Below are 23,338 nucleotides of genomic sequence, written 5' to 3'. Positions count from 1 at the left end.
GTGAATGTCGAAAGGGGTAATAAAAAGACGACAGGTCTTCTTTGACTTACAGTCTTGTCATTCGCTATAGTCAGAATATGGGGCGAATGCCCTGATTTTAAGAGTGAAGGGAATGGAATGAACATGCAAGGACGAGTAAAATGGTTCAATGCAGAAAAGGGATTTGGGTTTATTGAGCGTGAGGATGGTGACGATGTGTTTGTTCATTTTTCTGCTATTCAACAAGATGGGTATAAGTCGTTAGAAGAAGGTCAACAAGTGGAGTTTGATATTGTTGATGGAGCACGTGGGCCACAAGCGGATAATGTTGTGAAACTGTAAAAATTAAGTTTTTGGAAAAGATAGAGCTGTATTTTTAGCAGCATTATATAGATGGCGAAAGCTCTTGCTCGTAACAAGGGCTTTTTTGTTGTGGGTAAGTTGTCAAAAAGTTGTTTCTTTTCTGTAACTAATTGTCCACAGTTACATTCGTTATTCATGATGTTAATAGGATAAAATAAAGATAGAAACGATGCATCTTTTCATTTCAACAAAAAACGATAAAAAAATCGCAATTCCACTAATTTTTCAAAAAAATTAGAAGGAGTTTTTAAGCCAATGTCGAAATTATAGTACATAGGCTTGAAAGGAGGAATTCATCTATGAAATTCAACATTCGTGGTGAAAATATTGAAGTAACTCCAGCATTAAAGGAATATGTAGAGAAAAAACTAAGTAAATTAGAGCGTTATTTTGATACATTCCCAGAGATTAAAGTTAATTTAAAAGTATACTCTGACAAGCAACGTATCGAGGTAACAATTCCATTTACAGATTTATTACTTCGTGCAGAAGAAACAAATAGCGATATGTACGCTGCTATCGATTTAGTAGTTGATAAACTTGAGCGACAAATTCGTAAACATAAAACAAAAGTAAACCGTAAATTACGTGAAAAAGGTTCTGTGAAAACTAACTTTATCCTTCCAGAAGCAGTAGCTGTTCTGGATGCGGTAGAAGAGGATGAATTAGAACTTGTACGTACAAAACGATTCGATTTAAAACCGATGGACGTTGAAGAAGCGATCTTACAAATGGATATGCTAGGACATAATTTCTTCGTCTTCACAAATGCTGATACAAATGAAACTAATGTTGTATATGGCCGTAAAGATGGGAAATATGGTTTAATCGAAACAAAATAATCATTCAAAAGCGCAGCCGAAATGGCTGCGCTTTTTTTATATGTTTTTGCCTTCCTATCTTGTAATATTGATATGAATTTAAATGGCTTATTCGTAATGAAATTTAGAAGTCATGTTTTGTAACGGTCAATTGTATTACTATTCCAAAAGGATCTCGCACAATGGCGTAACCAGGGCTGAAGGAGTTTTTTTCAAAAGGTGTTAAAATATAAACCTCATCATGTTGAATTAGATTGTGATAGAGTGCTTCAATGGTTTGGAAATCTTTAGATTGAATGCATAATGATGAGCTATTACTTAATTGCCAAGGGCGTGTGGAATCCACTGCCTGTTCTGCAATCATAATTTTATTAGTGCCAATTTGTAAAACGGAATGGGTAATATAATGTTCTTGGCTTTCTTTATACGTGAAATTCGGATCTATTTCTTTCATTTCTTTATAATTCTTTTTAAATAAAACTTTTGCGTCTAAATACTGTTCGTAAAATGCAATTGCTTTAGCACCTTGCCCATTTAATGATAAAAAAGGGATTACTTCAAAGTTCATTGTATTGCCTCCTTCATATATGTTTACACTTATTACTATACAAATATAAGGTGCCAATATGTGGCACCTATAGGGAGAGTTTATGAAAAAAGTTGAGCGTTTAAATCAGATGCTACGTTTTATTAATCAAAAACAAATATTCACATTGAAAGATTTAATGGATGAATTTCAAATTTCAAAAAGGACAGCTTTACGTGATATTGCATCATTAGAGGAAATGGGTGTACCTCTTTTTGCAGAGTATGGTCGGTATGGAGGGTATCGTTTAATAAAAACGATGACATTACCACCGATTTCATTTACAAATCATGAAGTTTTTGCACTTTATTTTGCAATGCAGGCACTAAGTAGTTTTGTAAGTATTCCTTTTCAAATCTCGTTTCGTTCCATTAATAAGAAATTTTTAGATAGTGTTTCGTCAAAACAGCGTGAGCAAATTGAAAACTTGCAAAAAAGAGTATCCTTTTTTCATTTGGAACAAGCACATGAATGTGGTTATCTAGAAGAGATTTTGTTAGCTGCTGTTCAAAATAGGCCTTTAACTATAAACTATGTAACGCCGAAACAAACGACAATGCGCCGTATTCAGCCGATTTCGATTTATGCAATGAAAGGTTATTGGTATTGTCAGGCTTACGATTTAGATAAAGAGACTTATCGAGTGTTTCGCTGTGATCGTATTAGGTCGTTAGAAATGGTAGATGCTCAGGATAGTCTGGATTTGGAAAATATAAATATACATAACGCACATAGTCTTTGGAAGGCAACTGAACAAGCTATTCAATTTAAATGCTCAATTACTGCGAGGGGGATAGAGATATTCAAGCAACAACAATATCCTTCGATGAAATTATGGGAAGAATGTGAAGATACATATTTAATAGGAACTTATGAGCCTGCTGAAATCAACTTTATCATTTCATATCTAGCTAGTTTTGGTAAAACTATAAAAATAATTGAGCCATCTTCTTTAAAAGAGAACTTGAAAGAATACTACTTAGATTTAATACAAAATTTGTAACGAAGAGATAGTAGTTTGTTGGAAGAAATAAAATAAAATAAAAATTTTTTCTGAATCTATGGCTCGACATTTGGACGATTGTTGTCATAGTTATAAGACAAGTGTTACAATTATCATTAGGTTTATACATTTTAGCTTTTTAAATTAGGAGAAAAATTGGCATAACATAAATTTGATTTTTATAACGACTGATTGTAAAGAGAAAAAGAAAGCAATCGGAAGTTTTATTTTAATAAAAGAGGAGCGTATTTCCTATGATCGGTATTTTAAAAAAGGTATTTGATGTCAACCAACGCCAAATTAAACGTATGCAGAAGACAGTGGAGCAAATTGATGCATTAGAATCATCTATTAAGCCGCTAACTGATGAACAATTAAAAGGAAAGACGATTGAATTTAAAGAACGTCTGACAAAAGGTGAGACAGTAGATGATCTACTTCCTGAAGCTTTTGCGGTTGTTCGTGAAGCAGCGAATCGTGTTCTTGGAATGCGTCCATATGGCGTACAGCTAATGGGTGGTATCGCCTTACATGAAGGAAATATCTCTGAGATGAAAACAGGTGAAGGTAAAACGTTAACATCTACTTTACCTGTATATTTAAACGCATTAACAGGAAAAGGTGTTCACGTTGTTACAGTCAATGAATACTTAGCGCAACGTGATGCGAGCGAAATGGGACAACTTCATGAGTTCCTTGGCTTAACTGTAGGGATTAACTTAAATAGTATGTCACGTGAAGAGAAACAAGCTGCTTATGCTGCTGATATTACGTATAGCACAAATAACGAGCTTGGGTTCGATTACTTACGTGACAACATGGTGTTATATAGAGAGCAGTGCGTTCAGCGTCCACTTAATTTTGCTATCATCGATGAAGTCGATTCTATTTTAGTCGATGAAGCACGTACGCCGCTTATTATTTCGGGACAAGCTCAAAAATCAGCAGAGCTATACATGTTTGCAAATGCATTCGTTCGTACATTAGAAAATGAAAAAGAATATTCATTTGATGTGAAAACGAAAAATGTAATGTTAACAGAAGATGGTATTACGAAAGCTGAGAAAGCTTTCCATATCGATAACTTATTCGATTTAAAACATGTAGCACTTCTTCACCATATTAATCAGGCGCTTCGTGCACATGTTGTTATGCACCTTGATACAGATTATGTTGTACAAGAAGGCGAAATCGTAATCGTAGACCAATTCACTGGTCGTCTTATGAAAGGTCGTCGTTATAGCGAAGGTTTACATCAAGCTATTGAAGCAAAAGAAGGCGTAGAAATTCAAAATGAAAGTATGACGCTTGCAACAATTACGTTCCAAAACTACTTCCGTATGTACGAAAAATTATCTGGTATGACTGGTACAGCGAAAACGGAAGAAGAAGAATTCCGTAGTATTTACAATATGAATGTTATCGTAATTCCAACGAATAAAGATATTATTCGTGATGATCGTGCTGATTTAATCTTCAAATCAATGGAAGGTAAATTCAATGCAGTTGTTGAGGATATTGTAAATCGTCATAAGCAAGGGCAACCTATTCTTGTTGGTACAGTTGCAATTGAAACGTCAGAGCTTATTTCAAAAATGTTAACACGTAAAGGTGTACGTCATAATATCTTAAATGCAAAAAACCATGCGCGTGAAGCAGATATCATTGCAGAAGCTGGTATGAAAGGCGCTGTAACAATTGCGACGAATATGGCTGGTCGTGGTACGGATATTAAGTTAGGCGACGATATTAGAAACGTCGGTCTAGCAGTTATCGGTACAGAGCGTCACGAAAGCCGTCGTATTGATAATCAGTTACGTGGTCGTTCTGGTCGTCAAGGGGACCCTGGTGTAACACAGTTCTACTTATCAATGGAAGATGAACTAATGCGCCGCTTCGGTTCTGACAATATGAAAGCGATGATGGATCGTCTTGGTATGGATGATTCACAGCCAATCGAAAGTAAAATGGTTTCTCGTGCTGTAGAATCTGCACAAAAACGTGTGGAAGGAAATAACTATGATGCACGTAAGCAACTATTGCAATACGACGATGTACTTCGTCAACAACGTGAAGTAATTTATAAACAGCGTCAAGAAGTAATGGATTCAGAGAACTTACGCAGTATTATTGAAGGTATGATGAAATCTACGATAGAACGTGCTGTTGCACTTCATACGCAAGAAGAAATCGAAGAAGATTGGAGCATTAAAGGTCTTGTCGATTACTTAAATACAAACCTTCTTGAAGAAGGAGATGTAAAAGAAGAAGAGTTACGTCGCCTTGCTCCAGAAGAAATGAGCGAATCAATTATCGCGAAATTGTTAGAGCGTTATAATGAAAGAGAGAAGCTTCTACCTGAAGAGCAGACGCGTGAATTCGAAAAGGTTGTTGTATTCCGTGTTGTAGATACGAAATGGACAGATCATATCGATGCAATGGATCATCTTCGTGAAGGTATTCATTTACGTGCTTACGGGCAAATCGATCCACTTCGTGAATACCAAATGGAAGGATTCGCAATGTTCGAGTCGATGATCGCTTCTATTGAAGAGGAAATCTCTCGTTACATTATGAAAGCTGAAATTGAGCAAAACTTAGAGCGTCAAGAAGTTGTTCAAGGTGAAGCTGTTCATCCATCAAGCGATGGCGAAGACGCGAAGAAAAAACCGGTTGTAAAAGGTGACCAAATGGGACGCAACGATTTATGTAAATGTGGTAGTGGCAAGAAATATAAAAACTGTTGTGGCATTGGGCAGTAATAAGAAACTGTAGTTTAGACTGCTTTGCAAATTTTTACATCAAAAATGTATAATGAAAAGGATTAAACTCTCTCCGTAATAAGCGGAGAGAGTTTCCCTTGTTTTCATATGAAAGTAACAGCAATTACATAGAGGTGAAGGAAATGGAATTAGTAGAAATTAGGCAAGAATTAGAAAAAATGGCTAAGAGATTAGCGGCTTTTAGGGGGTCTCTTTGACCTTCCTACTAAGGAAAAACAAATTGCAGAATTAGAAGAAACGATGATGGGCGCAGGATTTTGGGATGACCAACAAGGCGCACAAGCTGTAATTAATGAAGCGAATGCGCTGAAAGATATGGTTGGAAGGTTCCGTCATTTAGATGAGACGTTCGAAAACTTAGAAATGACGCATGACTTACTTAAAGAAGAGTATGATGAAGATTTACATGAGGAACTAGAATCTGAAGTGAAAACTTTAATTCAAGAAATGAATGAGTACGAGCTGCAGTTACTATTAAGCGATCCTTATGATAAAAATAACGCTATTTTAGAATTACACCCAGGTGCAGGTGGAACAGAGTCACAAGACTGGGGTTCTATGTTATTACGTATGTACACGCGCTGGGCTGAAAAACGTAGGTTTAAAGTAGAAACGGTTGACTACTTACCGGGCGATGAAGCTGGTATTAAGAGTGTTACATTATTAATTAAAGGTCATAACGCTTACGGTTACTTGAAAGCGGAGAAAGGTGTACATCGTCTTGTACGTATTTCACCGTTCGATTCTTCAGGTCGTCGTCATACATCGTTCGTATCTTGTGAAGTTGTACCTGAATTCAATGATGAAGTTGAAATTGAAGTGCGTACAGAAGATTTGAAAATAGATACGTATCGTGCAAGTGGTGCAGGTGGACAGCACGTTAATACGACAGATTCAGCAGTTCGTATAACTCATCTACCAACAAACACGGTTGTAACATGTCAGTCAGAGCGTTCTCAAATTAAAAACCGTGAGCATGCGATGAAAATGCTAAAAGCGAAATTATATCAAAAGAAATTAGAAGAACAACAAGCACAATTAGATGAGATTCGCGGAGAGCAAAAAGAAATTGGATGGGGAAGCCAAATCCGTTCTTACGTATTCCACCCGTATTCTCTTGTGAAAGACCATCGTACAAATACAGAAGTTGGTAACGTACAAGCAGTTATGGATGGAGAAATTAATCCGTTTATTGATGCGTATTTACGTTCTCGTATTTAATAAGAGAAAAAGCCAACAGAATTGTTGGCACATGTTGAGGTCCAAGAGGATATAAAGAGGCTTATCTTATTTATATTGATGAAATAAAGAGGAAGAGAAGTTGGAAACGACAACTTCTCTTTTTGATGAGATTATATGTAGAATACAATGCCGTATATTGTTTTGTAAAAGGTAGAGAATAGTAAAACAAAGTGGTAATAGAGTAGGACTTTATATGGAATTTCTCAGTTTTGATTGGAGAAAAAGGCTCTTTATAGAACTTTCTAAGGTGTTCACAGAATTGAAACAATTTATGAAAGCTTATTTCATTAGGCTTCTCACTATATTTGTAAAAAATATGAAATACACCTTAGTTTTTCTATATAAAGATAATGCTTATAATGAATATTGAATGTGTTATGAAAACTATTGCCTAGTTATGAATGAAAAGAATATCAACAATGGGGAGCGATAGAAGTGAAAAAGAAATTGTTGGCTATTACGCTGGGGACATCAGTCGTTTTTGCTTTAGGAGCATGTGGAAATAAAGAAGAGAGTAAACCATCAAAACAATCTGCAAGCACAGATAGCGCAGAGCAAATTTACCAAAAAAGTTGTATAGGTTGTCACGCTAAAGATTTATCAGGAGCAACTGGACCTGATTTAAGAAAAGTAGGCAGTAAGTATGACGCTGCAGATATCGAAGAAATTATTAAAAAAGGTCGCGGCTCAATGTCACCTGGACTTATTCAAGGTGAAGACGCAAAAAAAGTAGCTGAATGGTTAGCGGAGCATAAATAAGAAACGTAATTAATAAACGAGCTGATTGTATAACTTGACCGAAAAGTGCTTCGGGTTAAGTAATTACATGAGCTCGTTTACCTTTTCTTGGGATGTAACAGAACTGTAACAAAACTGTATCCGAATTGGAAACCGATTGATGTTACAATGGGGTTTGTAGAATTTTGATGAAATATATTACATAGAGTAGCGTTGCTAATAAAGAGCATGTATGGAAGCTACCTTCAACAAGAATGGTCGAGCGAAAATAAAGGTTGTTCTTTTATTTTCAAATGTACAGAAAAGTATTTCGAAAAAAATCATTAAGTATTGGGTGATAAATAATGATAAAAATGACGAATGTTTATAAGGAGTACCCAAATGGTATGAAAGCCATTGCTGGTCTCACAGTTAACATTAAACAAGGTGAATTCGTATACGTAGTTGGACCGAGTGGAGCCGGAAAATCTACATTTATTAAAATGATGTATCGTGAAGAGAAGCCATCTACAGGATCAATTAATGTAAATGGACTTGTAATTGAAACATTAGCAGAAAGAGATGTTCCATATTTCCGTCGTCAATTAGGCGTAATTTTCCAAGATTTTAAATTGCTACCTAAATTAACGGTATATGAGAATGTTGCGTTTGCTTTAGAAGTAATTGAAGAAGAGAAGGAAGCGATTCGTGAGCGCGTTACAGAAGTGTTAGGTCTTGTTGGTCTTGAAGAGCGTGCCGATGCACTTCCAAATGAGCTTTCGGGCGGAGAGCAACAACGTGTGGCGATTGCAAGAGCGATTGTAAATAAGCCAAAGGTTGTAATTGCCGATGAGCCAACAGGTAACTTAGATATTGAAACAGCTCTTGATATTATGAAGATTTTCAAACGTATTAATGAGCGTGGTACAACGATTGTTATGGCGACACATAACGCAGATATCGTAAATACAATTCGTCATCGTGTAATTGCAATTGAAGGCGGAAGAATTGTTCGAGACGAGATTGAGGGAGGATACGGATATGAAGGCTAAAACCCTTAGTCGACATTTGCGAGAAGGTGTGAAAAATCTATCCCGTAACGGATGGATGACATTTGCTTCTGTAAGTGCAGTAACAGTTACATTATTACTTGTAGGTGTCTTTTTGACAGCGATTATGAATATGAACCATTTTGCGACGAAAGTAGAGCAAGATGTAGAAATTCGTGTGCATGTTGATCCAGCAGCAAAAGAAGCTGATCAAAAGAAATTAGAAGAAGATATGAGTAAAATTGCGAAAGTAGATTCTATTAAATATTCTTCTAAAGAAGAAGAGTTGAAACGTTTAATTAAAAGCTTAGGCGATAGTGGAAAAACGTTCGAGTTATTTGAGCAAGATAACCCACTGAAAAACGTATTTGTTGTAAAGGCGAAAGAACCAACAGATACGGCAACAATTGCGAAAAAGATTGAGAAAATGCAGTTTGTAAGTAATGTTCAATACGGTAAAGGTCAAGTTGAAAAATTATTTGATACTGTAAAAACTGGTCGTAACATCGGGATTGCGTTAATTGCGGGTCTTCTATTCACAGCGATGTTCTTAATCTCTAACACAATTAAAATTACAATTTATGCTCGTAGTACTGAGATTGAAATTATGAAACTTGTTGGTGCAACAAACTGGTTTATTCGTTGGCCGTTCTTGTTAGAGGGATTATTCCTAGGAGTATTAGGATCAATTATTCCAATTGGCCTAATTTTAGTTATGTATAATTCGTTGCAAGGTGTGTTTAATGAAAAACTTGGCGGAACAATTTTCGAGCTTCTACCATACAACCCATTCGTATTCCAATTAGCTGGTTTATTAATGTTAATCGGTGCATTAATCGGTATGTGGGGAAGTGTAATGTCAATTCGTCGCTTCTTAAAAGTATAAAAAGTTGCAAACATAATTCGTACAAGCTTATCATATAGTAGAAATAGGTAAAGGCATCACACATCGTGTGATGCCTTTTGCTACACCACCTGTGTGTTCTGGAAAGGGGAATTCCGCATTGAAACGTAGAGTTGCAATTATTGGAATGGTTGTTGCATTTTTAATTGGTGCTGGCGGGATGTTTGGTGGTATGTACTGGTTTGGGATAAACCCAGCGTATGTAACGCAAACAGTATCGAATGGTAATGCTGGCACAGCGCAAGGGAATTTGGTAAAGATTAATGAGGCGTATGCACTAATTGATTCACGTTATGTGGAAGACGTGAAAGACGACAAATTAGTCGAAGGTGCGATACAGGGAATGTTGTCTACGCTGAAGGACCCTTATTCCACGTATATGGATAAAGAAACGGCAAAACAGTTTAGTCAGTCACTGGATCCTGAACTTGAAGGGATTGGAGCTGAAGTGAACAAGACGGACGGTAAGCTTATTATCGTATCGCCAATTAAAGGTTCACCAGCAGAAAAGATAGGAATTAAACCGAATGACCAAATTTTATCTGTAGATGGAAATAGTGTGAAAGATTTATCACGTGAAGAAGCAGTATTAAAAATTCGTGGTAAAAAAGGAACGACTGTTGCAATTGAAATTAAGCGCGCAGGAGTGGCTGATCCGATAGAATTTAAAATTAAGCGTGAAAAGATTCCGATTTTCACTGTATTTAGTTCCGTAAAGCAAGATAGCGGAAAAGATATCGGTTATATGCAAATTACTTCTTTCGCTGAAAATACTGCGAAAGAATTTAAGGATCAGTTAAAAGAGCTAGAGAAGAAAAACATAAAAGGCTTAGTTATTGACGTGCGTGGTAATCCTGGCGGTTATTTAAATAGTGTAGAAGATATACTAGGAGATATCATGACAGATAAAAAGCCAATGCTACAAGTAGAACAGCGAAATGGTGAGAAGAAGAAATTCTCTACGGAACTGAAAGAGAGAAAGTCATATCCAATTTCAGTATTAATTGATAACGGAAGTGCTTCTGCTTCAGAGATTTTAGCTGGTGCGCTAAAAGAAGGAGAAGGATACGATTTAATTGGTGAAAAAACGTTTGGTAAAGGTACTGTTCAGCAGGCTGTTCCATTTAAAGATGGCAGCAACATTAAATTAACAATGTTTAAATGGTTAACACCAGATGGCAATTGGATTCATAAAAAAGGAATCGCGCCAACTGTAGAAGTGAAGCAACCAGATTATTATCATGCGACACCAATTCAAATTGAAAAGACACTTTCATACAATTCAAATGATGTACAAGTAAAACACGCACAAGAAATGCTTAAGAGCTTAGGATATGTACCAGGACGTGAAGATGGATACTTTAGCAAAGAGACAGAATCAGCACTAAAAGCATTCCAAAATGCGAATGAGATGGAAGCAACAGGACAACTCGATAAAAAGACAGCTGAAGCGATTCAAACTAAAATCATTGAAAAAATCCGTTCTGGAGAAAACGATTTACAATTACAGACGGCATTGAAATTAATAGCGAAATAAGAAAGAATACAGGCACTTCGATGCCTGTATTTTTTTATGTGTTAAATATGATAAAATAAAAAGAAAGAATGATATAAATGGTGGTGAATGAATTCGTGGAGGCATGGATTTTTGAAATACTACGAGGAGTTGGACGTTTTTTCTTACACCCTGCTGTCTATGTATTTTTAATTAGTAGTATCTTCGTTGGATACTTACGTATATTACGAGAACGAAAAGATTTTTCTTTTAAAGTATATGATATTTGGTTTGAACTACGAACAACTCTATTTGCAGGTATTGGGTACGGATTAATCGTATCTATTATTACGATTGGACTCGGGCTTGTTGTTTCAAAAGCGAGTTTATGGGCAATTTTACTTTGGACGTTATTATTCGGATTAACTGCTATGTATCGATATTTATCTGTAGCTTATACTTTCGGAATCGCGATTGCACTCATGTTGTTATCGTCTAAGATGCCAGTTTCCTTCTTACAGCTTGGAGAAGGTGAAGAGGGTACGATTGTATCCCTTGCTATTTTACTAGGCGTTATGCTCGTTGTAGAGGGTTTATTAATCTCTAAAAATGCAGTTCGTTATTCTACGCCAAAAATTAACAAAGGTAAGCGTGGGCTACGAATTGGACTACATGAATCCAATCGTTTATGGCTTGTACCAGTATTTATTCTTATACCAGGAGACGCGGTGACAGGATTTATTTCTTGGTGGCCTGTCGTTTCAATAGGTTCGACTACATACTCTTTATTCCTCGTTCCATTTTTAATTGGATTTATGAGAAAGGTTAGAAGTTATGAGCCGACGGAAGCTTTATTATTTACAGGAAGACGTGTCTATGGTTTAGCGGGGCTCGTACTCGTTTTAGGTATCGCAAGTTACTGGTGGCACGTATTCGCAATTATCGCGATGGGAGTCGCAATGCTTGGACGCTTTACAATCTCGATGCAAGAGAAAATTGCAGACGAGAAAAGACCAGCATACTTTGCCGCACGTAATGATGGACTTGTTGTGTTAGATACAATTCCTAATACAATTGGGGCAGAGATGAATTTAAAGCCTGGAGAAGTTATTACGAAAGTAAATGGAATCATTCCAAGAAGTACCGAAGAGTTTTATGACGCGCTTCAAACGAAGACGACAGGAGCGTTTTGTAAATTAGAAGTAGTAGATACAAATGGTGAGCTTCGTCTTGCTCAAACGGCATTATACGCCGGGGGACATCATGAATTAGGTGTTGTATTTGTTCAGCAAGAGCACGAGTGGGATTCGGAAGCTATATAAAATAAAATGGAAACCTTCATCAAATATAGATGAAGGTTTTTTTAGTTTCATAGACGGATAACTTGAATAATTATTTGATAATGGTTATCATTTAGAGAGTCTTTTAATTTGGAAAAGGGAGGAAAGATATGCTACGTAAATTTTTTTCTTACTATAAACCGTACAAAGGTTTATTCGTACTCGATTTTTCCTGTGCAGTTATCGCAGGTTTACTCGAACTTGGTTTCCCGCTTATCGTAAATCAATTTATTGATAAGTTATTACCAGGACAAAACTGGACGCTTATTTTATGGGCTTGTTTCGGCTTGTTCGTAGTTTATGTGTTAAATGCAGGTTTGCAATATGTCGTTACATATTGGGGACATATGCTTGGGGTTAACATTGAAACAGATATGAGGCAGAAATTATTTGATCACATTCAAAAGCTATCATTCAGATTTTTTGATAATAATAAAACAGGTCATTTAATTTCACGTCTTACAAACGATTTAATGGAAATTGGGGAAATTGCTCACCATGGACCAGAAGATTTATTCATTGCCATTATGACTTTAGTTGGAGCATTTTCATTTATGATGATGATTAACTGGAAGTTAGCACTTCTAACATTCTTCGTAATCCCGTTCTTATTATGGTTGGCACTTTACTTCAATAAAAAAATGACAGGCACGTTTAGACGTTTATTCTCAGACGTTGCTGATTTCAATGCATGTATCGAGAACAATGTAGGTGGTATCCGCGTTGTACAAGCATTCGGAAATGAAAAGTTTGAGAAAGAGCAATTTGCTGTAAATAATGCTCGTTTCCGTACAACAAAATTAATGGCGTATAAAATTATGGCGTTAAATTCATCGATTAGTTATATGCTGATGCGTCTTGTAACACTCTTTGTATTAATATGTGGTACATGGTTTGTTCTGCAAGGTGAATTAACGTACGGTGGATTTATTGGATTCGTTTTATTAACGAATATTTTCTTCCGCCCAATTGAAAAAATTAATGCGGTTATTGAAAGTTATCCGAAAGGAATCGCTGGTTTTAAAAGATATGTAGAACTTCTGGAAACAGAGCCGGATATTGTAGATTCTAAAGATGCAATAGAAGTTAAACATGTACACGGCGATATTCAATACAATAACATCACGTTCGGATATGAAAATAAAGAGCCGATTTTAAACGATATTAGTTTGAAAATACATGCAGGTGAAACAGTTGCTTTCGTTGGACCATCAGGGGCAGGGAAAACAACACTATGTAGTTTATTACCTCGTTTTTATGAACACTCATCTGGATCAATTCAAATTGATGGCATTGACACCAAAGAGATGACGTTATCGTCACTTCGTAAGCAAATCGGAATTGTACAGCAAGATGTTTTCTTATTCTCAGGAACAATTCGTGAAAATATCGCTTACGGAAACTTAAAAGCTTCAGAATCTGAAATTTGGCAGGCGGTAAAACGTGCTCAGCTAGAGGACTTAATTTACTCGCAACCAGACGGTTTAGATACAGTTATCGGTGAGCGTGGTGTGAAACTTTCAGGAGGACAAAAGCAGCGCTTAGCGATTGCACGTATGTTCTTGAAGAACCCGCCAATTTTAATTTTAGATGAAGCAACTTCTGCGCTAGATACAGAGACAGAACTTGCTATCCAAAAATCACTTGCAGAACTATCTGTCGGTCGTACAACATTAGTTATCGCTCACAGGCTTGCAACTATTAAAAATGCAGATCGCATCGTCGTTGTAAATAAAGACGGTATTGCAGAACAAGGTTCACATGAGGAACTAATCGAACGAGGCGAGGGTTACAGCCGATTGTATGAGGCGCAGTTTAGTTCGTAAATATAATTTCTGCTGAATTAGTGCACCATAAGTAAGTGAAAATCTTATATGGGAGGCTATAAAGCATGATTGTAACAACAACTTCTACAATTCAAGGGAAAGAAATTATTGAGTATATCGATATCGTTAATGGCGAAGCAATCATGGGTGCGAATATCGTTCGTGACCTTTTCGCTTCTGTCCGTGACGTTGTCGGTGGTCGCGCAGGCGCCTATGAAAGTAAATTAAAAGAAGCGCGCGACATTGCAATGGAAGAGATGAAAACTCTCGCAAGACAAAAAAATGCGAACGCCATTGTTGGTATCGACGTGGACTACGAAGTAGTTCGCGAAGGAATGCTAATGGTTGCGGTAAGTGGGACTGCTGTCCGTATATAAAGTGAAACTTTAATCAGTGGGGGGTTCATCCCCCACTGATTATTAGCCCTCACCAATCGGGCGTTTACGGGCAGCCCGACTCCCACCTAATTTCTTTGCTCAAGCCGAATTTTGAGGTGGGAGTTTTACTGCCCACAAATAGCGGGATAAAGTGAAAAGCCGTGCTGGTGCACGGCTTTTTGTTGTTATTGTGTCTAACATGATAGGTAGGGTGATATTCTATGTCGAAGCCTCGATATTTCTTGGGAAATGTGGAAGGTCCCGTCGATATATGGGGAAGACATTAGAGCGCTTCTTTACACTGCCGAATTCGAACTAATAATTTTTCGTATTCTTGTTCGAGAAATGTGATGTCATCATGCTGATTTGGAATAGAAATCCGGCTGATGATTTCTGTTAATTTTGTTTGTAATCGTAATAATTCTTGTTCAGTAACGTTTACAGAAGCTTGGGTGGTTCTTTTTGTGTATTGCTCGTAATTGCCGTGGAATATTCTTGGTTCGCTCTCATCTACTTGTAGAATATGGTTTGCAACAGAACGAATAAAGGCACGGTCATGGCTAATGAAAAGTATTGTACCAGGATACTCCTGTAACATGCTTTCTAATTCTTCTTGCGTTGCCAAGTCTAAATAGTTTGTCGGTTCGTCGAGCAGAAGCATATTATAGTTTCCTAAAAATACTTTTGCGAGTGCAACCTTCATTCGTTCGCCGCCACTTAAGACATGTACAGGTTTATGAACATCTTCACGGCGGAATAGGAGCCTTGCAAGTATTGTTCGAACGAACGATTCTGTATAGTTTGTTTCTTCTAGAACGTTTTCTAAAATTGTTTTATCTGTTTTTAAAATAGATAATGTTTGTTCAAAGTATCCAATTTTACAACTTTTCGAAAGCTGAATGCCACGCTCGTTCGCGAGAAGCATTTTGAACAAAGTTGTTTTTCCGCTTCCGTTTTCCCCTAAAATAGCAAGCTTTGCCCCAGGGACAATTGTTCCATTCATATTTTTAAATAGTGTGCGATCCCCTATTTTCTTCGTTGTTTTATTAAACTGAACAACTGCTTTACTATGAATTGGTGTGTGGTATTGTACGTCAAACTGAGCTTGAGAAAAGTCTTTCGGTTTTTCTTTCTGTTCCAACTTTTCAAGGCGTGTTTCTAGTGCTTTCGCTACTTTGCTAACATTTTCTTGCCCATGAGCCCCGCTGCACTTATAAAGTTTAGATTCAGATGAACTGAACCGTGTTGGGATTTTTGTCATGCTAGAAGCACGTTGCTTTCTTTGTGAAATTGACTGTTCTAACCGATTTTTTTCTTGTATATATTGATCATATTCTGCCTGCTTTTGTATTCGCTCACGTTCTTTTTGCTTTCGATAGTTTGAATAATTACCTTTATATTCTTGAATAGTACCGTCTTCAACTTCAATGATCTTTGTACATATGGCATCTAAAAGATTACGATCATGCGATATTAAAACAAGTGCTCCTTTATAAGATAAAAGTGCCTTTTCTAATTGCTCTGTACCGAACATATCTAAGTGACTTGTTGGCTCATCAGCAAATAGAATGCCTGCATCTTGTTCGAGGGCATGGGCGATCTTTAGGCGCATTCGTTCACCGCCGCTCATTGAATTTGCGACGTTTGAAATATTCCATTTGCCCTTAGCGAGGGAAGAAGCGGTTTCCGGTATCCCCTCGCTAAGCTGTGGAATGATGGCGATAGAACTATGATGAGTTACTGTGCCTTTGTCAGCTTCTATTTCTTTACTTAATATTTGTAATAACGTAGATTTTCCAGCTCCGTTGACTCCGACAATCCCTATACGATCGTTTGCTTGAATTTCTAGTGATGGTAACGTAAATATGGTGCGATCACCAAAGCTCTTTTCGATATTACGTGCGATTAAAATAGTCATAAAAAAACCTCCCTAGTTTCACTAGAGAGGATAAATGTCGCCCTTCAATGTAAAAATCGTACATAAATAAACGATTTTTTACATGATCGTATCGAAAGAAAGTATCGACAAATGGACAGACTAATCCTCTGCTAGTTTTCATCATTTTTGTTCACTATTTGTGATGGATGAAATAAATAAGAGAATTAGAACTTCATTGGTCAAAGTACCTTCCTTTCATAATATTATTTTTATTGTATGCGCATACAAATGGATTTGTCAAACTTATTTCTGTGTGCTATTTTTGAATTTATTATTATACAATTGTGCTTTTGCCAGCGCCTCAGCATCGTTCTTGATTTCATCTAGTCCATTCGCATCCCCAATAATATACCCTTCAAATGATGAACCAACAAAATCAAAGATATATTGAAACTGGGCGATAAGCGGCAATGCTTTCAGTTTTGGACTGTCTCCGCCAACGATGACAACGTACATTTTTTTGCCTTTCATTTTTTCTTTGAAATGAAGAGATTTATCACGCAAGCTTTGTGACCAGCGATCAACGAAGTTCTTCATGTGGCCGCTCATTCCGTACCAGTATAGCGGTGTGGCGAAGATAATTGTGTCGTGCTCTAGCATGCGTTTGGTTAACTGCTCGTAGTCATCATTTACAGGTTGAAATCCTTCTACATCATGGCGCTGATCTATGATTGGGTGGACGATATGATCACGCAAGTAAATTTGTTCTGTTTCAATCCCATCAATCACCATATGTGTTAAAGCTTCCGTATTTCCGTTTTGTCTTGAACTGCCATGTATAACAAACATGTAATCATCCCTTTTCTTTTGCTTGTTTTAGGAGTGAAACGTGTTTTTGTAAATTCGTTTGAATGTTGGAAAGTAATGTGATTTGCTTCGTTACCTCATCAAGTTTGTCTTCGTAAAGTGCAAGGATACTACTACACGGATTTTCGTAGAGATGTGGCTCGATTTCAAGGCAACGTAGCATTCGTTCTGTTTCTTCTAAATTTAAGCCGATTTGCAAGTACATTTGAATCAGCTCTACTTTTTCGATTGCACTTTCATCAAAATCACGGTAGCCATTTGCTAGGCGTTTCGAAGGAAGTAATCCCTTCTCTTCATAATGTCTTAGTGCCCTTTCGCTAACCCCAGTTTCTTTTGATAACTCTCCAATTCGCAATGCGTTTCACTCCTTTTACATGTATTGTAAACCTTCACACTAATGTGAAGGTCAACTCTGTTTTTTCGCAAAAGAATCTACGTGTTTTAAAAAGACTTGAATAGCTTTAGACGGGATAAAATATTTGCCGCGCACGATGGAGAATGGACGGATTAGCTCTTCGTTCGGAACAGGGATGTGGAATATTTCTTGTGCCAACAGTTCTTTTCGAACAGTCCAATCTGAAAGGATAGCGATGCCAAGACCGGCTGCAACGGCTTCCTTCACGCTTTGAATACTGCTAAATGTAAAGAAGCGTTTCATTTTTAAATGATGTTGGTGTATAAATCGATCGCTATAGGCACGTGTGCCAGAGCCGCTCTCCCTTAATACCCAGACTTGATCTTGCAATGTATTTTCGTTAATTCCCTCGATATGGAGCAATGGGTGGTTTGGCGGGACGACGAGTTTCATTTCATCTTGCATAAAAGTTTCAACATCTACGTCAGCGTATACGACTTGGCCTTCCACTAAGCCGATATCAATTTGATTAGAGCGGAGGCTTTGCAAAACTTCTTCCGTATTGGAGATAAATGTATGAACTTCGACGTGTGCATTTTCATTGGCAAAGCGCGCAAGTATTTTTGGAAGTAAGTATTCGCCAATTGTAAAGCTAGCGCCGATGCGAAGTGTCCCTGTTACGACGTTATGCAGCGCATTAATTTCCTGTTTTGCATCTTCATAAAGTGAAAGCATTTGCTTTGCGTGTATGTATAATATGTTTCCAGCTTCCGTAACTTGGACGTGCTTTGGGGACCGCTGAATAAGTGTAGTCCCAAATTCATTTTCCAGGTTGCGAATGTGCATACTAACGCCAGGTTGTGAAAGGTTTAATAGTTCCGCAGCACGCGAAAAATGTTTTTGTTCAACGACAGTAACAAAAATCTTTAAAATGTCGACGTTCATTTGTTAGGCCCCTTTATTTTTGCTTTTATTTTATCATAAGTATTTCTGATGATAGGGATTCAATATTGATATTAAACTTATTATTAAAACTCTCTTATAATGTAACTAGAAAGAACATGCATGTTCCAATACGATTATTGGGGTGGTACAAAGTGGAACAAACACTTGTTATACAAAAGAAGAAGGGCTTTGGATTTTCGCAAGGTATTGGGATTACGTTATTAATCGCAATCGCCGCGAAGTATTTAGCAGAGCTTCCATTTTTAAATATTATGGGACAATTAGTAATCGCTATTCTAATCGGGATGGTTTGGCGCGCGGCAATCGGGATTCCTCAAGAAGCGATAGCGGGAACGAACTTTGCGAGCAAGAAGTTGCTACGCTTTGGGATCATCTTACTTGGAATGCGGTTAAATCTTGTAGATATTGCGAAGGCGGGGCCGAAAGTATTGGTCATCGCAGCGGTTGTTATTACATTTACAATTTTCGTTGTATATGGACTAACGAAAGTATTTAAAGTAGAAAAGAGACTTGGGATTTTAACAGCATGCGGGACGGCGATTTGTGGTGCGGCCGCAGTCGTCGCGATTGCACCGCAAGTGAAAGCGAAAGATGAAGAAACGGCAGTTGGGGCAGCGATTATTGCAATTTTAGGTACAATATTTACACTTATTTATACGCTATTATACCCAGTGCTGGGCTTCTCACCGTACGGTTACGGGGTGTTTTCAGGTGCGACATTGCACGAAATCGCTCACGTTATCGCTGCGGCGGCGCCAGGAGGTAGCACGGCTGTAGACATCGCGGTTATTGTGAAATTAACGCGCGTTGCGATGCTTGTGCCAGTAGCAATTTTAATTGGATTATGGTTTGGTAAGAGTGAAGATAGCGAGGAAAAAAGATCGTGGCGCGACCTTCCAATTCCATGGTTCATCTTTGGATTTTTAGCGATGAGTGCAGTGCATTCGATTGGGATTATCCCAGAAGTTGTTGCTGGATATATTGTAGTCATTGCGTACATGCTTATTGCAATGGCAATGGCAGGACTCGGTTTAAATGTAGAGTTTAAAACGTTCCGCAAATTAGGAAGTAGGGCATTCGTGGCAGGATTGATTGGCTCGGTTTGCTTATCTGTTCTTGGGTACGTTCTTGTATATGCATTAGGATTTATGTAGTAGCAAAGAGGCATCTTATAGGTGTCTCTTTTTTTACCTTTTTTTGTAAAGATATCTTTACTTGTAATTGGAAAATATTTATAATTAAAGTAAAGATATCTTTACTTTCGAAGGTGGAGCCTATGGGTGTAAAAAATACAATAAAAGAGTTAAGAAAGCAAAATCATATAACGCAAGTTGAAATGGCAAAGGCGATGCAAGTGACGCGGCAGACAATTGTGGCGATTGAAAACCATCATTATAACCCGAGTCTAGAGTTATCCTTAAAAATCGCCAAATATTTTGGGATGAAGGTGGAGGAAATATTTACGCTAGAGTAAGGGGAGAAAAAATGAACGATACTAAAAAATTATTTACCGGTGTGACTTTTGGATTGTTTTTGGGAGACATTGTAGTTCATATTATGAATCCGGCTATACCAATTTTATCACTCGTAGTGAGTAACATTTTAGCAATTGCATTTTTGATAGTGTGTGTGTATTACAAAAAGCGTAAGTACAAAAAAGAAGAACTTCCAGATATAGATGAGCGAGTAAATGAAAACATAAAAAGGTATGTAAATGTTTCATTTGTATGCGCGTTTTTATTGCTTATTGTTTATATTGTTGCGAGTAAAGCAATAGGCAGAGCTGTTATACCAGTGCAAGAAATATTTATGATATGTAGTTCCTTATTTGCGGGTAGTCTCATCATAGGAGTAATGGCGGGAAAACGGGCATAACGATAGGAGGAATGAAAATGCAAGATGAGTTTGAGAGATTTCAGTCGGATAAAGCGTTTAAATATTTAGGGTTGTTTTTAACAATGAGTTTAGCGGTATGGAGTTTGTATAATTTAATTGTTTATGGAAATGCGGGCATGCCATTTGTTTTATTTGTATTAGGACAGTTTGTTTATTTCTTTGTGAATTATTGGCCGAAGTGGAAGTATAGAAATAAGAAAGAGGCTGGTAATACATGAATAAGCAAGAAGTTATGAGGTTTATAGGAAGCTTATCTTTAGCGGGGCTTATTTTAAATACAAGTTTAGTCATTTTAAATATTTCGTGGGGAGCGATATTGATTTCAAATGTAGCACTAGTCATTTTATATGGTATTTCGGAATATAGAGAACAAAAGCGTTTGAAAGAAGAGGGAGTACCGTCGATTGATGAGCGAGTTGTGAATAAGATAAAGTCGTATTTTACGATTTGTATTACAAGCTTCATTTTCTTGTTCATTATGTATCTTTGTGTAAATAAGTATTTAGATAGGCAAGCAGTGCATGTAAATGAGTTATTATATATTGCTATTTTTGGTTTATTAATAAGTATGGCATCGACGAGTGTGTTAGCAACAAGGAATAGATAGAAAAAGGGGAACTGGGATGGGATTACCGGTATTATGTGTCGCTACGGCTATTTTTGCTTTGTTTTGGGGGATGCAAAGCTTCTCTCGTAATCCAGTGCCAAGTATTTGTATTATGCTTGGTACTGTAGGTTTATCATATTATTTATTAGTTTCAACTCATTATCATAAAACAGCAACGAGTGTTGTTGTGGGCGCTCTATACAAAAGGGATTATTTCCGTAAAAGCTGTTGATACAAAGAGTATAAACAGCTTTTTGTATTTTTTTTACAAAAGTCTTGAAAGTTACGTAACGTCATCTTTTATAATGAAGGGGAAGAGGTGATGGTAGTGATTTCAATACAACAATTGACGAAAGAGACAGGGGTAACAGTACGTACATTACGTTATTATGATCAAATAGATTTATTAAAGCCGAGCGGGAAAACGGAGGGTGGACATCGGTTATATAGTGAAACTGATGTCATTCGACTACAACAAATTTTGTTTTTAAAGGAAATGGGATTTTCATTAAAAGAGGCTGCGAATATGTTAGTAAAAGGTGAGCTTAACTTAAAGGATTCTCTTGAAAAACAACTTCGGTTTGTACAGGAAGAACAAAAGAAATTCAATCGAATGGAGCGTGTTTTACAAGCTGTTGTTTATTCGGTAGATGTGGAAGGAGAACTTGATTGGAAAGTTATGTTTGAACTTATTCAGCTTTCGAAACAGTCGTCTCGTATACGTGAAATATTTCAAAATGAAGTATTTTCAAAGGAAGAACAAAAATTGCTTCATAACTTGCCGAATATGAGTGAAGAGGATCCGAATATTTTAGAATGGGTAGATTTATTAAAGCAATTACGTACTTTTATGAAAGACGGCAAAGAAGCCGTGAGTGATGAGGTACAAGGGGCAACGAAGAGATTAATGCAGAAGTGTTTAGAAATGGCCAATGGTGACGAAGCGTTTTTAGATAAGTTATGGGAAGTTAGAAAATCGAAGGAAGATTCACAGAAAATGAGCATGTATCCAATTGAAGAAGAACTTTTATTATATATGGATGAGGCTTTTCGTATATATGATGAGAAGGAGAGGGATAAATGAGTATACTCGCAGAATATCGTTGGTATTTTTTAATTGGGGCAGAAATTGTATTTTGGTTATCAGCTATCGGTTTCTTTTTACTTCGTTACGGATTCCGTTTGAAAAAGGCGAGTTTTATTATGGGGATTGTACTCCTCGTAAATGAAGTGTTTATTTTAACTTTAGGGGTAGTAGACTATTATCAAACAGGGAAGTTCTCTAATTTTCAAATCATTACGGTAATCATTTTATTATATGCAGTTTTTTATGGGAAAAAGGATTTGAAGAAATTAGATATATATGTACAAAAATTAGTTGCGAAGTGGCGGAATGAACCGGCGCCTATTATCGAAGAACCACTTGAAGTAACAGGGGTGGCGCATGCGAAGCAGGAAATAAAAAATTGGGTTTTACATCTTATTTTGTTTGTTGCGGTTCATATATTCTTTTTCTTCATGTATGGGCTTATTCCAGTAGAACAGTGGGGAAATTGGTTAGAGTCAGGAATCGTTTTAAATAAAACAGCAAGCCGTGTAAGCAAAGTGTGGGCTATTATTCTTTTAGTGGATACTGTGATTTCATTTTCATATGTTATTTTTCCGAAGAAGGAGAAAGGAAACAAGAAGCTACTTTCATAGAGGAAAGTAGCTTTTTCTAGTATACCAATAGTTTGTATAGGGGAGGATAACAATAGGAAAAAGAACAGGTTTCATATGCTTATTTCTCTTTAGTTTAGTAGCATGTTCACAACCTAACAGTGCAATTGATAGGAAGAATGATGTCTTTGCGAAGTGGGCAGAAATTTCTAATCTAGATAAATTCGAAAAGTTCATTTGGAATGTGGAACAAGGGAAAGTTGATAAAATAAGAATTGTACAGTATACACATGAAGGTGATCCTGTTTTTCAAACGTTAGAGCATAGTGAGAAAGATATACTTTATGTGTTAGATAATAGGCAAGATCAATTTGCAGGTGACCATAAAGGGTTACATAAAGATAGTTGTAAAAGGATTGTTAAAGAGCAACGTGAATCAGAAACGGCATATAGGTTAATAGATTGTACGAATGAAAATGGGCGCAATGGATATGACTTATTATATGTACTTAAAAAATAGAGTTAGTAAAGGAAGGAAGTATTTATTCCTTCTTTTTTTATGTATATCTTGTCGAAAATTTTACCGAATATCTGTTCGTTTTTTGGGTTTTTTATGGGCATTCG

At 36.9% G+C, this 23,338-nt stretch carries 26 protein-coding genes; 21 read left to right on the top strand and 5 right to left on the bottom strand.

The features are described 5' to 3' along the window. Positions 1-123 precede the first annotated feature (123 nt). A complete protein-coding gene (cspC, locus tag ABH960_RS01405) occupies positions 124-321 on the top strand; it encodes a cold shock protein CspC (RefSeq protein ID WP_002034757.1) in 198 nt (65 codons plus the stop codon). A 320-nt stretch (positions 322-641) separates the two neighbouring features. Beyond that, positions 642-1,184: a ribosome hibernation-promoting factor, HPF/YfiA family gene (hpf, locus tag ABH960_RS01400; RefSeq protein ID WP_000671183.1), complete on the top strand. Its 543-nt coding sequence runs from the start codon at positions 642-644 to the stop codon at positions 1,182-1,184. A gap of 103 nt (positions 1,185-1,287) precedes the next feature. Here the strand turns inward: hpf and ABH960_RS01395 are convergent, their stop codons facing one another. Further along, positions 1,288-1,731 (bottom strand): VOC family protein, encoded by a 444-nt coding sequence (locus ABH960_RS01395; RefSeq protein WP_002139133.1) that lies wholly within the window; start codon positions 1,729-1,731, stop codon positions 1,288-1,290. 82 nt (positions 1,732-1,813) lie between these two features. Between ABH960_RS01395 and ABH960_RS01390 the strand changes: the two genes are divergently transcribed. From ABH960_RS01390 to ABH960_RS01345, 10 genes are all read left to right on the top strand, one after another. Continuing rightward, a complete protein-coding gene (locus tag ABH960_RS01390; RefSeq protein WP_404442135.1) occupies positions 1,814-2,752 on the top strand; it encodes a helix-turn-helix transcriptional regulator in 939 nt (312 codons plus the stop codon). 254 nt (positions 2,753-3,006) lie between these two features. After that, the gene (secA, locus tag ABH960_RS01385; RefSeq protein WP_002034761.1) at positions 3,007-5,514 is read left to right on the top strand and encodes a preprotein translocase subunit SecA; all 2,508 of its coding nucleotides are present in this window, start codon (positions 3,007-3,009) and stop codon (positions 5,512-5,514) included. 143 nt (positions 5,515-5,657) lie between these two features. After that, positions 5,658-6,756 (top strand): peptide chain release factor 2 gene (gene prfB / locus ABH960_RS01380; protein WP_404442131.1). Its coding sequence is split into 2 segments (ribosomal slippage): positions 5,658-5,729 and positions 5,731-6,756, totalling 1,098 coding nucleotides; the frame shifts between segments, so codons are not numbered across the junction. A gap of 456 nt (positions 6,757-7,212) precedes the next feature. Next, positions 7,213-7,536 carry a cytochrome c551 gene (gene cccB, locus ABH960_RS01375; protein ID WP_002089600.1) on the top strand — a complete coding sequence of 108 codons (324 nt, stop codon included), beginning with the start codon at positions 7,213-7,215 and terminating at the stop codon, positions 7,534-7,536. A 323-nt stretch (positions 7,537-7,859) separates the two neighbouring features. After that, on the top strand, positions 7,860-8,546 hold the full coding sequence (gene ftsE / locus ABH960_RS01370) for a cell division ATP-binding protein FtsE (RefSeq protein ID WP_002016128.1): 687 nt from the start codon (positions 7,860-7,862) through the stop codon (positions 8,544-8,546). Beyond that, entirely contained in the window at positions 8,536-9,429 is an 894-nt protein-coding gene (gene ftsX, locus ABH960_RS01365) for a permease-like cell division protein FtsX (RefSeq protein WP_002089596.1), read from the top strand. The genes ftsE and ftsX overlap by 11 nt, the downstream gene beginning before the upstream one ends. Before the next feature lie 118 nt (positions 9,430-9,547). Beyond that, positions 9,548-10,984 carry a S41 family peptidase gene (locus tag ABH960_RS01360; RefSeq protein WP_012261984.1) on the top strand — a complete coding sequence of 479 codons (1,437 nt, stop codon included), beginning with the start codon at positions 9,548-9,550 and terminating at the stop codon, positions 10,982-10,984. A gap of 95 nt (positions 10,985-11,079) precedes the next feature. Continuing rightward, complete coding sequence (locus ABH960_RS01355; RefSeq protein WP_404442126.1) at positions 11,080-12,264, top strand: PDZ domain-containing protein; 1,185 nt, start codon at positions 11,080-11,082, stop codon at positions 12,262-12,264. A gap of 128 nt (positions 12,265-12,392) precedes the next feature. Next, positions 12,393-14,108: an ABC transporter ATP-binding protein gene (locus ABH960_RS01350; RefSeq protein ID WP_002089591.1), complete on the top strand. Its 1,716-nt coding sequence runs from the start codon at positions 12,393-12,395 to the stop codon at positions 14,106-14,108. A gap of 65 nt (positions 14,109-14,173) precedes the next feature. Continuing rightward, positions 14,174-14,485 (top strand): heavy metal-binding domain-containing protein, encoded by a 312-nt coding sequence (locus ABH960_RS01345; RefSeq protein ID WP_002068307.1) that lies wholly within the window; start codon positions 14,174-14,176, stop codon positions 14,483-14,485. 283 nt (positions 14,486-14,768) lie between these two features. Here ABH960_RS01345 and abc-f read toward each other — a convergent pair whose 3' ends face one another. From abc-f to ABH960_RS01325, 4 genes are all read right to left on the bottom strand, one after another. Further along, positions 14,769-16,403: a ribosomal protection-like ABC-F family protein gene (gene abc-f / locus ABH960_RS01340; RefSeq protein WP_404442121.1), complete on the bottom strand. Its 1,635-nt coding sequence runs from the start codon at positions 16,401-16,403 to the stop codon at positions 14,769-14,771. A gap of 264 nt (positions 16,404-16,667) precedes the next feature. After that, a complete protein-coding gene (locus ABH960_RS01335) occupies positions 16,668-17,213 on the bottom strand; it encodes a flavodoxin family protein (RefSeq protein ID WP_404442118.1) in 546 nt (181 codons plus the stop codon). 4 nt (positions 17,214-17,217) lie between these two features. Next, positions 17,218-17,586 carry a MerR family transcriptional regulator gene (locus ABH960_RS01330; protein ID WP_002016114.1) on the bottom strand — a complete coding sequence of 123 codons (369 nt, stop codon included), beginning with the start codon at positions 17,584-17,586 and terminating at the stop codon, positions 17,218-17,220. A 51-nt stretch (positions 17,587-17,637) separates the two neighbouring features. Next, entirely contained in the window at positions 17,638-18,531 is an 894-nt protein-coding gene (locus tag ABH960_RS01325) for a LysR family transcriptional regulator (protein WP_044439365.1), read from the bottom strand. A 152-nt stretch (positions 18,532-18,683) separates the two neighbouring features. Here ABH960_RS01325 and ABH960_RS01320 point away from each other — a divergent pair, with 152 nt between their 5' ends. The 9 genes from ABH960_RS01320 to ABH960_RS01280 all read left to right on the top strand — a co-directional run bounded on the left by ABH960_RS01320 (position 18,684) and on the right by ABH960_RS01280 (position 23,234). Next, a complete protein-coding gene (locus ABH960_RS01320) occupies positions 18,684-19,706 on the top strand; it encodes a YeiH family protein (RefSeq protein WP_404442114.1) in 1,023 nt (340 codons plus the stop codon). A gap of 122 nt (positions 19,707-19,828) precedes the next feature. Then, positions 19,829-20,026, top strand: coding sequence for a helix-turn-helix transcriptional regulator (locus ABH960_RS01315; protein WP_002143740.1), 198 nt, complete (start codon positions 19,829-19,831; stop codon positions 20,024-20,026). 11 nt (positions 20,027-20,037) lie between these two features. Next, positions 20,038-20,427 carry a hypothetical protein gene (locus ABH960_RS01310; RefSeq protein WP_215587063.1) on the top strand — a complete coding sequence of 130 codons (390 nt, stop codon included), beginning with the start codon at positions 20,038-20,040 and terminating at the stop codon, positions 20,425-20,427. A gap of 17 nt (positions 20,428-20,444) precedes the next feature. After that, positions 20,445-20,666, top strand: coding sequence for a hypothetical protein (locus ABH960_RS01305; protein ID WP_002143738.1), 222 nt, complete (start codon positions 20,445-20,447; stop codon positions 20,664-20,666). Further along, positions 20,663-21,055, top strand: coding sequence for a hypothetical protein (locus ABH960_RS01300; protein ID WP_012261978.1), 393 nt, complete (start codon positions 20,663-20,665; stop codon positions 21,053-21,055). The genes ABH960_RS01305 and ABH960_RS01300 overlap by 4 nt, the downstream gene beginning before the upstream one ends. A 16-nt stretch (positions 21,056-21,071) precedes the next feature. Next, the gene (locus ABH960_RS01295; protein WP_404442109.1) at positions 21,072-21,287 is read left to right on the top strand and encodes a hypothetical protein; all 216 of its coding nucleotides are present in this window, start codon (positions 21,072-21,074) and stop codon (positions 21,285-21,287) included. 90 nt (positions 21,288-21,377) lie between these two features. After that, complete coding sequence (locus ABH960_RS01290) at positions 21,378-22,139, top strand: MerR family transcriptional regulator (protein ID WP_242310140.1); 762 nt, start codon at positions 21,378-21,380, stop codon at positions 22,137-22,139. Next, entirely contained in the window at positions 22,136-22,756 is a 621-nt protein-coding gene (locus tag ABH960_RS01285; RefSeq protein WP_404442105.1) for a hypothetical protein, read from the top strand. The genes ABH960_RS01290 and ABH960_RS01285 overlap by 4 nt, the downstream gene beginning before the upstream one ends. 46 nt (positions 22,757-22,802) lie before the next feature. Next, positions 22,803-23,234: a DUF4362 domain-containing protein gene (locus tag ABH960_RS01280; protein WP_404442618.1), complete on the top strand. Its 432-nt coding sequence runs from the start codon at positions 22,803-22,805 to the stop codon at positions 23,232-23,234. The last annotated feature ends 104 nt before the right edge of the window (positions 23,235-23,338 follow it).

This window comes from Bacillus sp. RC252 (assembly GCF_044909215.1).
In the GTDB taxonomy this organism is placed as follows: domain Bacteria; phylum Bacillota; class Bacilli; order Bacillales; family Bacillaceae_G; genus Bacillus_A; species Bacillus_A mycoides.
Note: the sequence above shows the minus strand (reverse complement) of the source record. Positions and strands in the feature narration are given on the sequence as shown.